Source organism: Dactylosporangium sp. NPDC049525, assembly GCF_040676755.1.
Classification (GTDB): Bacteria; Actinomycetota; Actinomycetes; order Mycobacteriales; family Micromonosporaceae; genus Dactylosporangium.
Genome location: NZ_JBFAPO010000119.1, coordinates 1 through 10,426, shown reverse-complemented (window position 1 = coordinate 10,426; position 10,426 = coordinate 1). Strand labels below are relative to the sequence as shown.

At 75.2% G+C, this 10,426-nt stretch carries 10 protein-coding genes and 1 riboswitch; of the genes, 4 read left to right on the top strand and 6 right to left on the bottom strand.

Annotation, left to right across the window (positions count from 1 at the left end; translation table 11 throughout):
• Positions 1-649: PfkB family carbohydrate kinase (locus AB0K00_RS56980; protein WP_363539951.1), on the bottom strand; the 649-nt coding region annotated here is incomplete at its 3' end.
• 254 nt (positions 650-903) lie between these two features.
• The gene (locus AB0K00_RS56975; RefSeq protein ID WP_363539949.1) at positions 904-1,914 is read right to left on the bottom strand and encodes a methyl-accepting chemotaxis protein; all 1,011 of its coding nucleotides are present in this window, start codon (positions 1,912-1,914) and stop codon (positions 904-906) included.
• Positions 1,915-2,005: 91 nt separating this feature from the next.
• On the opposite strand from AB0K00_RS56975, the gene AB0K00_RS56970 reads away from it, so the two are divergent.
• Both AB0K00_RS56970 and AB0K00_RS56965 read left to right on the top strand, forming a co-directional pair.
• Positions 2,006-3,367 (top strand): serine/threonine-protein kinase, encoded by a 1,362-nt coding sequence (locus AB0K00_RS56970; protein ID WP_363539947.1) that lies wholly within the window; start codon positions 2,006-2,008, stop codon positions 3,365-3,367.
• A 61-nt stretch (positions 3,368-3,428) separates the two neighbouring features.
• On the top strand, positions 3,429-4,739 hold the full coding sequence (locus AB0K00_RS56965; RefSeq protein WP_363539945.1) for an FAD-dependent monooxygenase: 1,311 nt from the start codon (positions 3,429-3,431) through the stop codon (positions 4,737-4,739).
• 8 nt (positions 4,740-4,747) lie between these two features.
• Here AB0K00_RS56965 and AB0K00_RS56960 read toward each other — a convergent pair whose 3' ends face one another.
• Positions 4,748-6,028 (bottom strand): YbiU family protein, encoded by a 1,281-nt coding sequence (locus AB0K00_RS56960; RefSeq protein WP_363539943.1) that lies wholly within the window; start codon positions 6,026-6,028, stop codon positions 4,748-4,750.
• 90 nt (positions 6,029-6,118) lie between these two features.
• Between AB0K00_RS56960 and AB0K00_RS56955 the strand changes: the two genes are divergently transcribed.
• Positions 6,119-7,216 (top strand): ROK family transcriptional regulator, encoded by a 1,098-nt coding sequence (locus AB0K00_RS56955; RefSeq protein WP_363539941.1) that lies wholly within the window; start codon positions 6,119-6,121, stop codon positions 7,214-7,216.
• Positions 7,217-7,288: 72 nt separating this feature from the next.
• On the opposite strand, the gene AB0K00_RS56950 is transcribed toward AB0K00_RS56955, so the two are convergent.
• Positions 7,289-8,521 carry a PQQ-binding-like beta-propeller repeat protein gene (locus AB0K00_RS56950; RefSeq protein WP_363539939.1) on the bottom strand — a complete coding sequence of 411 codons (1,233 nt, stop codon included), beginning with the start codon at positions 8,519-8,521 and terminating at the stop codon, positions 7,289-7,291.
• A gap of 99 nt (positions 8,522-8,620) precedes the next feature.
• A riboswitch (guanidine-III (ykkC-III) riboswitch) is annotated at positions 8,621-8,690 on the top strand.
• Positions 8,691-8,705: 15 nt separating this feature from the next.
• On the opposite strand from AB0K00_RS56950, the gene AB0K00_RS56945 reads away from it, so the two are divergent.
• Complete coding sequence (locus AB0K00_RS56945) at positions 8,706-8,954, top strand: hypothetical protein (protein ID WP_363539937.1); 249 nt, start codon at positions 8,706-8,708, stop codon at positions 8,952-8,954.
• Here the strand turns inward: AB0K00_RS56945 and AB0K00_RS56940 are convergent, their stop codons facing one another.
• Both AB0K00_RS56940 and AB0K00_RS56935 read right to left on the bottom strand, forming a co-directional pair.
• Positions 8,955-9,488: a hypothetical protein gene (locus tag AB0K00_RS56940; RefSeq protein ID WP_363539935.1), complete on the bottom strand. Its 534-nt coding sequence runs from the start codon at positions 9,486-9,488 to the stop codon at positions 8,955-8,957.
• Positions 9,485-10,426, bottom strand: a 942-nt coding sequence (locus AB0K00_RS56935; protein WP_363539933.1) for a CU044_5270 family protein, incomplete at its 5' end; no start/stop codon positions are given. The genes AB0K00_RS56940 and AB0K00_RS56935, both read right to left, overlap by 4 nt.

Genomic DNA, 10,426 nt, shown 5'->3' with positions numbered 1-10,426 from the left:
GGACGCAGTGCACCTCGCGCAGCAGCGGGCGAGCCTCCCGCATCGTCTGCGCGACCTGCACGTCGAACGGCGCGTCCGCCTCCGCGAGCAGCTCCGCCGGGGAGCCGAGGACGGCCAGCTCGTGCTCGTTGGGCACGAGGACGTCGACGTCGGCGAGCAGCCCGGGCGGCAGCGGCAGCGCGGGCGCGGGGTTGAGCACGACCGTCCAGCCGGCGGCCCGGGCGAGGCGGGCCGCGGCGGTGACCGTCGCCAGGGGCACCTCGAGGCTGGCCAGGACGACGCCGGGCGGGCCGGGCGGCAGGCTGACGTCGGCGGGGGACAGGTGGGCGTTCGCGCCCGGCACGACGGTGATCGCGTTCTCGCCGTCGGCGGCGACGAGGACGACGGCGAGTCCAGTGGGGGCGGTGTCGTCGCGGACCAGCGCGGAGACGTCCACGCCGGGCAGCGACGCCGGGTCGAAGTCGGCGCCGACGCGGGCGGCGAGCGTGCAGGCGCCGCCCAGGCGGGCGACGGCCGTGGCCTGGTTGCCGCCCTTGCCGCCGTGGCCGGTCGAGGACCGCGTCGCGATGACGGTCTCGCCAGGTGCGGCGATGCGCGGGGTCTCGATCACCAGGTCGGTGTTCACAGCACCCAAGACGAGGACGGTCACGCCCCCGATGATGCACCCTCGCGAGCGCCGGCCGGCCCGCGGCCATCCGGGCCGGCCGTCTCGCTTCCGGTGAGCTTGTGCGATCGCATGCTTCGCTTCCGGTACCACCAGTTTCGGCGGCCCGTGCGGGCATGCGGGCGTGAACCGCCGCGACACCACCCGATCGATGGGTTCTCACCCCCGCAGGACGTCCCCGGGCATGCCGCACTCGCCCCGATCGGTAACCCCCGTGCCGATGCCTGCCGGTCGGCCGGTCAGCCGAGCCGGAAGCCGCCGACAGCGCCGGCGAGGTCGGCCGTCAGGCGGTCCAGGCGGGCGGTCAGCTCCTTGGCCCGCAGCACCGCCTCCTGCGCCTCCTTGCGCTTGCCGGCGACGGCGGTCATCGTGTCGGCGATCTCGGCGGCGCCGGTGGCGGCCCGGCCGATGCTGCCGCTCATCCCGGCGGTGGTGCTGCTCTGCAGCTCGACCGCACGGGCGATCGTCGTCTGGTAGCCGCTGACCCGGCCGATGACGTCGGTGATCCGGTCGATGGCCTGGACGGCGCCGGTCGTGTCGGACTGCAGCGCGGCGATGCGGCGGGTGATGTCCTCGGTCGCGGTGGCGGTCTCCTGCGCCAGGTCCTTGACCTCGCTGGCGACGACGGCGAAGCCCTTGCCCATCGCCCCGGCCCGGGCGGACTCGATGGTGGCGTTGAGGGCGAGCAGGTTGGTCTGCTCCGCGATCGACGTGATGACCTTGATGACGGCGCCGATCTCCGACGACGAGTCGCCGAGCCTGGTCATGGTCCTGCCGGTGGAGTCGGTGACGCGCACCGCGTCGGCGGCGACGCCGGCCGCCTCGGTGCTGTTGCGGGCGATCTCATGGATGCTCGTGTCCAGCTGCCTCGCCCCGTCGGCGACGCTGGTGACCTGGGTGTGCACGTCCTTCGCGGCGTCCAGGACGCGCTGCGACGCGGCGACGGAGCGCTCGGCGGAGGTCAGCATGTCCTCGACGATCCGGCCGAGCTCCCGGCCGGCGTCGGTGAGGGCGGCGCCGGCGGTCGAGACCTGCCGGACCGCGCCGGCGACCCGGTCGAGGGTGCCGTTGACGGCGGCGGAGACCTGCGGGTCGGCACCGGCCGGGACCCGGCCGGTGAGGTCACCGGCAGCGGCGCGGCGCAGCACATCGGCGACCGCGTCCCAGCCGCCGGTACGTCGCCGGCCGGCGGCGACGCCGATCGCCGCGCCCGCCAGGGCGCATCCCAGCATGATCAAGATCGTGGTCATGGTGGCCTCCCTGACTCCCATCGGCAGCCGGGCGGCGCAGACCAGAGGTTCCGGTGATGGGCTTCGTCCATCGATGGTGCAGGATGTCCCGATGGGTGAGCTGCTGCTGGGGGGTCGCTACCGCCTTGAGGAGCTGCTCGGCTCGGGCGGTATGTCCGTCGTGTGGCGGGCCCGCGACGAGGTCCTGCACCGGGCGGTCGCGGTCAAGGTGCTGCACTTGCGCGACGGCGACGCCCGCGAGCGGATCCAGGGCGAGGCGCGCGCCGCGGCCGGGCTGTCGCACCCCAACCTGGCCCAGGTGCATGACTTCGGCGACGACGGCTTCCCGTTCCTGGTGATGGAGCTGGTCGCCGGCCGGTCCCTGCAGCGGCACCTCGACGAGCGGGAGCTGCCGCCGCAGGAGGCGTTCCGGGTCTGCGCCGGCGTCGCCGCCGGGCTCGCCGCGGCGCACGCGGCCGGCCTCGTCCACCAGGACGTCAAACCGGCGAACATCATGGTCACCGCGACCGGCGCGAAGCTCGTCGACTTCGGCCTCGCCGCGCCCGCCGGCCCGCAGCCGCTCGAGGACATCCTGGGCACACCGGCGTACCTGGCGCCGGAGCGGTTGTCCGGGCACGTCGTGCCCCCGTCGGACGTCTATGCACTCGGCGTGCTGCTCTACCGGCTCCTCGCCGGGACGCTGCCGTGGACGGCCGACACGACGACCCAGCTGATCCGCGACCACGTCTTCACGCCGCCGCTGCCCCTGCCCGCGCTGCCCGGGGTGCCCGACGCGGTTGCCCGGCTGTGCATGGCGTGCCTGGACAAGGAGCCCGAGGCCCGACCTTCCGCCGAGGCCGCCGCCGGTGTACTGGCAGCAGCCGCCGCGCCCGAGCCCCTGCCGCCCTCCCGCGCCCGCTGGTACGCCGTCGCCGCGGTCGTGCTGCTCGTCGCCGCGGCGTTCCCGTGGGTGCTCGCCGGCCTGGACCGGGCCGACCGCCGGCCCGGCACCGCGGACGCGGCGGTGGCGGCGAGCGCGGCACCCGGACCGTCCGGGGCCACGCCCGGCGCCGGGCCCGGCACATCGCAGCCCGGTCCTACCCAGTCGGCCGCCACGCCGTCCGGTCAGGCTGCGCCGGGGTCGGCGGCAACAGGCGACGGGCGGCCCGCGGGCGGCGGCCCGGCCACCACCGCCGCGGCGACCTCTCCGGCGGCCACCGGCGACCCGTCGACGCCGGCGGCCGACCCGGTCACGTTCACCAGCGAGGGCGGCACCGCCGAGGTCGCGTGCGCCGGCGGCGGGCAGGCCCGGGTGATCACGTCGGCGGCGGCCAAGCCGTACAAGACGGAAACCGTGCAGGCAGGTCCTGCCGTGACCGCCTTCGTGGAGTTCCGCCACGGCAACGACCTCGTCCGGATGTCGTTCACCTGCCCGTCCGGCACGCCGGTCGTGAATGTGACACGCGGCACGTGATGATGCGCGGTCCGTGTATTTCTACCTATGAATAGTCGTGGATCAATGGTCGTCTGGGCGCATGACTAGCCATTCCACGCGCGCGGTGGTCCTCGGCGCGAGCATCGCCGGGCTCCTGGCCGCCCGCGCGTTGAGCGACACCTTCGACACCGTGACCGTCCTCGACCGCGACGACCTCACCGGCACCGGCGTCCGCAAGGGCGTCCCGCAGGGCCGGCACGCGCACATGCTGTTCGCCAAGGGGCGCGAGGTCCTCGAGGGCCTGTTCCCCGGCCTCACCGACGAGCTCGTCGCCGCCGGTGCCCTCACCGTCGACATCCACGCCGGGTTCGCCTGGCACAACGGCCCGGTCCCGATGGCCCGCGCCGCGTCCGACCTGATCGTCCTGGCCGTCAGCCGGCCCGCGCTGGAGGACTACCTGCGGTCCCGGGTCGCCAAGCTGCCGAACGTGGAGCTGCGCGGCGGGCTCGAGGCGACCGGCCTGCTGCACGACGCCGGCACCGTCACCGGCGCGAAGGTCGTCGCGAGCGGCGGCGGCGCGGAGGAGCTGCCCGCGGACCTGGTCGTGGACGCGACCGGCCGCGGCAACCGGGGCACGACCTGGCTCACCGAGCTCGGGTACGCGCCGCCGGAGCAGGACAGCGTGATGGCCGGCGTGGTCTACGCCACCCGCGAGTACGAGCGGACCCCGCTGCCCGGCGGCACCCTCGGCGTGCTGACCGGGGTGACACCGAAGTACCCGTTCGGGGCGGCGCTGCTGCCGATGGAGGGCGACCGCTGGATCCTGACCCTCGCCGGGCTCGGCGACGACCTGCCGCCGACCGACGAGGAGGGCTTCGCGGCCTACGCGACCCGGCTGCCGATCGCCGACCTCGCCGAGGTCGTGCACCGGTCCCGGCCGCTGACCGCGCCGCGGCCGTTCCGGGTCCCGGCGAGCGTGCGCCGCCGGTACGAGCGGCTCACCCGGCACCCGGAGGGCTACCTCGCGTTCGGCGACGCCATCTGCGCGTTCAACCCGATCTACGGCCAGGGCATGACCGTCGCCGCCCTCGAGGCCCTGGAGCTGCGCTCGGCGCTGGACGGCGGGCTGGCCGGCCTGCCGCGGCGCTTCTACGCGCAGGCGTCGGCCGTCATCGACACGCCGTGGGACATGGCCGTCGGCGGTGACCTGGCGTTCCCGTCGGTGCCGGGGACGCGGACCGCGAAGGTGCGGTTCTTCAACTGGTACATCGCGAAGCTGCTGCGGGCCGCGGAGACGTCGCCGGAGGTCGCGGTCGCCTTCCACCGCACCGTCAACCTGACCGCGCCGCCGGAGGGCCTGTTCGCCCCGGCGATCCTGCGGCGGGTGTTCTTCCGGCCCAGGGGTGCCTGACCTGGCCTTCAGACGGTGATGCCCAGGCCGCGGCGGCCGGTCGCGTTGAGCTGCTCGACGCCGAACCGGCCGTCCCAGGCCCGCTCGTAGTGCTCCTCCGGGAAGTCGGCCGGGCTGGACCCGGTGAGGAACGCGGTGCGCACGGAGCCGCTGTACGCCTCGTTGCGCGGGCACCACGGCGCGGCCGGGATGTACATGACGTTGCCCCAGCCCTGCTGGTCCTGCACCGGCGCCACCGAGTGGATCATGTCGCAGTGCCACCAGACGGAGTCGCCGGCGCGCACGTCGGGGATGCCGCTCAGGGCCCGCAGCAGCAGCCCGTGCAGGCGCTCGTCACTGGCCGGGAACGCCCGGTTGACCGTGACCCCGCCCATGTCGTCGTCGGCGACGTCGGCCAGCAGCGGGCGCAGCATCAGGTACGCCATCGCCCCGGGGATCGGCACGGTGTGCAGGACGCCCTGGTCGTGGTCCATGTCCGACAGCGCCGTCCAGCCCTGGAAGGTGCGGAACGCGGAGCACATGGTCGATCCCGGGTACTGCGGGCCGGCGGTGCGGTGGGCGGCGTCCCACGGGTCGTACTGCTCCACGCTGCCGTCGAACAGGTGCCGGAACGCCTGCTGGTAGGCCTGCGTCATCCACAGGTCGAGCGTGCCCGGGTCCAGGTGCGCGCCCAGCCCGCCGGAGGTCGCGCCCGGCGGGCGGCGGCGGATCCGGTCCGGGTACATCGCGTCGCGCTCCGGGTCGAACCACCGCACGCCGTCGGACTCGTGCTTCCACAGCCGGTTGAGGAACGTCTGCACGGTCGCCATCCGGTCGCTCTGCCGGGCCTGCACCTGCGGCTGCGACCAGTAGATCGGGTAGATCTCGGGCTTGGAGTTGACGCTGCCGAAGAAGTCGTCGGCGGGGCCGCGGTAGTGCTCGAAGAAGGCGTTGCGCTCCACGTACGACACGATCTCGCGGTCCCAGCCGAGCGCCTGCTCCCGGTCGAAGTGGCCGCGCACCACGAGGCACCCGCGGCGGTGCAGCTGCGCGAGGGTCTCGGCGGGCACGGCGCCGGCCGCGATGTCGGCGTAGTCGATCACCGGCCAGACGGCCTCGCCGCGCTCGCGGGCCGCCTCGATGGCGCGGACCTCGGTCTCGATGCCCCGCTCCACGACGGCGAAGACCTCCTCGACGGTGCGCCCCGAGGCCGCGATGCGGGCCCTGATCGCCGCCTTGACCTCGCGGGTCGCGGCGCCCAGGTCGTCGGGCATGGTCTCCCAGTGCGGCAGTGCGGTCTGGACCTGCATGGCCTCGCGCTCCTTCTAGTCAGGACTCCTTACTAGGTGACCGTACGGCGGGTCGCGGATTTAGGCAAGAGTCCTGACTAGAATCGGCACGTGACGCCGGTCAAACCCTCGCTCGAGCTGCTGCGCTCGCTGTCCGACGAGCACGTCCTGCGCGCCCTCATGCACGCCGGCCGGCTGACCAGGGCGGAGCTGGCCGTCCATGCCGGCATCTCCAAGCCGACCGTGTCGGAGAGCATGCGCCGGCTGACGGAGGCCGGGCTGGTCGTGGACACCGGCGAGCGCACCACCGGCCGCGGCCGGATCGGCACCTACTACGGCCTGGCCCCGTCCGCGGGCACCGCCCTCGCCGTCAGCATCGCCCCCGCGGGGGTGGTCGCCGAGCGCCTGGACGCGCACGGCACCGTCTTGACCAGGGCGACCCGGCCCCTGTCCGGCCCGGCCGAGCCCGACCTCGTCGCCGCCGCGCTGACCGCCGCCGTGGCCGACGCCGCGTCGGGCGGGGGCGTGGCCGGTCCGGCGCGCGTCGCCACGGTCAGCGCCGCCGACCCTGTCGACCGGGCGACCGGGCGGCTGGTGCACCTGCCCGACGCCCCGTTCCTCGTCGGCGACCTGGACCCGGTCGAGCTGCTCGCCCCGCACATCACCGGCCCGGTCACCGTCGACAACGACGTCAACTGGGCCGCCCGCGCCGAACGCGACCACGGCGCCGGCGACGACTTCACCTACGTGTACCTCGGCGAGGGCCTCGGCTGCGCGGTCGTCAGCGCCGGCGAGGTCCTGCGCGGCCACGCCGGCCTCGCGGGGGAGATCGCCCACCTGATCACCACCGGCCCGGACGGCCGCGCGATGCCCTTCACCGACGTGTTCGCGCGGCTCGGCCTCCGCCAGCCGGGCTCGACCGCGATCGACGTGCCGGCCCTGCTCGCCGCCGACCTGGACACCGTCGCCCGGGCGGTCGGCGGCGTCCTGGCCGCCGTGGTCGCCCTCGCCGATCCGGCGCTCATCGTGCTCGGCGGCCCGTGGGGGAGCCGGCCGCCGGTGCTCGCGGCGGTGCGGGCCGCGTTCGCCCGCCTGCCGCGCCACGTCCCGGTCCGCCCCGCCGAGGGCACCGACGAGCCGTCCCTTGCCGGCGCCCGCGCCCACGCCCTGCACTCCCTGCGGGACGCGATCATCGCCGCCAGGGCCTGAGCCGCGTCCGGCTGAACCGCCTCAGCCGAAGCCAGCCGCCTCAGCCGAAAGGCATCTCAGCCGGACGGCGTCTCAGCCGAACGCGCGGATCGTGTGGTCGCCGACGAGTAGGAGGCGGCCCGAGGCGGGCATGAGTTCGGCGTAGGTGTCGTCGTACGCGGCGATGCGCAGCCGGCGCATCACGTGGCCGTCGGCGGCGCGCAGGACGACGATCTCGGTGAACTCCGACGACGGGGTGAAGTTGCCGTGCCGCACCGCCGCGTACACGAGTCCGCCGCCGCTGACGAGGTCCGCGTGCAGGGCGTTGTACTCGTAACCGGGCAGCGCGAGGGGGGTCGCCCACGCCGTGGCGCCGGTGGCCGGGTCGTAGCGCCGGACGGTGCCGGTGAGACCGTAGCCGAACAGGGCGCCACCGCCGGCGGAGAGCCCGTCGACCCACTCGTCGGCCACCGGGGTGTCGCGGCACCAGCGGGCGGCGCCGGTGGACGGGTTCAGCGAGCACAGGGCCTCGGGGCCGGCGCCCGAGACGAGCAGCGAGCCGCGCTGGCCGACCAGGGAGAAGCCGGGCCGGATCCGGGTCCACTGGCGCACGCCGGTGCGGACGTCGAACGCGAACAGCAGGTTCGCCCCGCCGCTGCCGTCGCCGGTGCCGCGGACCGGGCCGTAGGCGCCCTGCACGACGGTGTCGCCGGCCACCGCCGGGGAGCCGCCCGCGTCGCCGTCGACCGCGCCGGACCAGGCGAGGGTGCCGTTGCGGGTGCGGTACGCGCGCAGGTGGTACCCGGTGCACAGCTCGCGGCACTTCGGCCCGCTGGTCACCAGGACGTGGCCGGCGGCGACGGTGAACGGCAGGATCGCGTCGTCGTCGGGCAGGGTCACCTCCCAGCGGCGCACGCCGGCCCGGTCGTAGGACGCGAGCCGGCTGCGGGTGCCGTCGGCGTCGAGGCTGCGCACGTACAGGGCGCCGTCGACGTCGGCGAGCTGCTGCGGGCGGCGGCCGGTGAGCTTGCCCAGCACGGTGACCGCGCCGGTGCGCACGTCGACTCGGCGCAGGGCACCCTTGCCGTAGGCGACGGTGAGCGCGCCGCCGGCGACGGCCGTCCCGCCGACCGTGTCGTCGCCGCCGGCCTGCCGCTGCCACAGCTGCCGGCGTACGTCGAGCCCGCCGGTGTCGGGCTGGTAGTTGTCGTTGGCCGCGCCGCCGCCGTGCTGCGGCCAGTTGCCCGGGGTGGCCGCCGCGGCGGGGGTGGCGAGCAGCGCACCGGTGACGCACGCGGCGACGACCGCCGCCATCCTGCTGATCATGGGATCAGCGAAGCAGGGTGAGGTTGCAGGGTGGTGAGAACCGCCGCACCTCACTCGCCCGTGTGGCCGCTGACCTGGGATGCGTGCGATAGTCGGGTGGTGGCGGCGCGCAGCTGAGCGCCCGTCCCGGACGAGTCACGTCGTACCCGGCCCGACAAGACGGCGTGGTGTGCGGGAGTGCGCCATGTTCGTCCAGGTCCTCGGTTCGCTGTGTGTGCTGCTGCCCTTCGTGCTGGTGCAGCTGGGCAGGCTGTCCTCCGCCTCGCGCGCCTACGGGTGGCTCAATCTCCTCGGCTCCTCCCTCCTCGCGGTCGAGGCCGCGATCGGGCACGACTGGGGCTTCCTGCTGCTGGAGGGCGTCTGGGCGGTCGTGTCACTGCGAACCCTCGCCAAGCCCGCCGCTCAGCCGGCGACCTCGCGGCGAGCCGAGTGATCATCGCGGTGCGTTGTTGGCGGGGTCGTCGTACAGGTACCGGCAGGCCTCCTCCGCGGCGCGGTACTGCGGCGTCTGGTAGCTCATCGGGTCCGCCGGGTACGCGACCATGCCGTCGGCGTCCGGCTCCGGCCAGGCGAAGCCGCGCTCGCGCATGCACTCGCCGAACGGGCGTTCCCGCGCGACGTCGGCCGGGTCGGCCCGCACCGGCCAGGTGGCGGGCAGCAGCGCCCGGCACGCCATGAACGCGTCGGTGTCCAGCCGCATCCACGAGGTGCCCTCGACCGGCGTGCCGAACTGCAGCGGCCTGCCCACGACCGGCTCGGGGACGGGTTCGTCGTGCTCGCCCATGCAGCGGGCGAAGCGCAGCGCCTGCTCGTAGCCGGTCTCGGCGGCGGCCGGGACGGCGTGCTCGGCCGGGACGGCGTGCTCGGCCGGCGCGGCGGCGGGTGGCTCGACGGCCGCGACCGGTGCCCCCGGGCTCGCGGCGCACCCGGCCAGGGTGAACGCGAACAGCAGCGTGGTGACTCTCATGCGGTGTCTCCCGAATTGTCGACGACGGCGACGTGCTGGAGCGCCTCGCGCACCGGCACCTGGACAGTGGCGTTGGCCGGCTGCGGCCGGACGGTGAGCGTGCGGTTCATTCCCTGGTACCGGAACGTCTGCGGGTCGAAGATCAGCTCGAGGTCGCCGGTGCCGGTGCGCCATACCAGGGCGACCCCGGTGCGGCCGGCCAGGTCGGCGGCGCCGTCGCGGACCCGTACGCCCGGGATGCGTTCCATCGCCGCGAACAGGGCCGCCTGCACGGCCGGTGCGGTCTGCGCGACGGTCAGCACCACCGTGGCCCGGTCCAGGGCGCGGGTGTCGGCGTCACTGGTCTCCAGGTGCCAGCCCTCGTCGTCGCCCGGCGGCCGGTACAGGTAGGCGGCCATCGCCCCGGCGTCGGTCGGCAGGCCGCCGCGCAGCGTGCCGGGGCAGGCGGGGCAGGCCGGGATCCGGTCATCGCGCCAGCCGGCGTCGGGACGGTCCAGGGGCCGTTCGCGGGTGAGACCCGGGCGGGTGCCGTCCACCGACAGCCACTGCCGGACCAGCCGCGGCTCCCCGGTCACGGTGCGAGCGTCCGGATGGATCTCCAGCCGCACGACGACGGTTTCGGTGTAGACGAACTGGTCCGGCCGGACGGCCGGCTGGGTCGCGTGGATGACCTGCTGCCCGGCGAGGCGCAGCAGCTGGACCGGGTCGCGGGACGGCGGGGTGCCCGGCGCCGCCTCGACGGTCGGCGGCCGGGACGGGCTGCTGCCGCCTCCGCTGATGACCGCGGCGCCGATGACAGCGGCGGCGACGGCGCCCGCGAGCAGTGCCCCGATACCGCCGGCGGCGGGGGGCACGCCCTGGCTGCGGCGGAGGCCGGTTGCCGCGCCCCCCGCCGGCGTGAGCACCCGGCGGCGCTGGTCGGCACGGGGTTCGGCGGC

Bases quoted from the DNA above. Each gene is read 5' to 3' on its own strand.
- AB0K00_RS56975 (WP_363539949.1), bottom strand. From the start codon at position 1,914: ATGACCACGATCTTGATCATGCTGGGATGCGCCCTGGCGGGCGCGGCG.
- AB0K00_RS56950 (WP_363539939.1), bottom strand. From the start codon at position 8,521: ATGATCAGCAGGATGGCGGCGGTCGTCGCCGCGTGCGTCACCGGTGCG.
- AB0K00_RS56960 (WP_363539943.1), bottom strand. From the start codon at position 6,028: ATGCAGGTCCAGACCGCACTGCCGCACTGGGAGACCATGCCCGACGAC.
- AB0K00_RS56965 (WP_363539945.1), top strand. From the start codon at position 3,429: ATGACTAGCCATTCCACGCGCGCGGTGGTCCTCGGCGCGAGCATCGCC.
- AB0K00_RS56945 (WP_363539937.1), top strand. From the start codon at position 8,706: ATGTTCGTCCAGGTCCTCGGTTCGCTGTGTGTGCTGCTGCCCTTCGTG.
- AB0K00_RS56970 (WP_363539947.1), top strand. From the start codon at position 2,006: ATGGGTGAGCTGCTGCTGGGGGGTCGCTACCGCCTTGAGGAGCTGCTC.
- AB0K00_RS56940 (WP_363539935.1), bottom strand. From the start codon at position 9,488: ATGAGAGTCACCACGCTGCTGTTCGCGTTCACCCTGGCCGGGTGCGCC.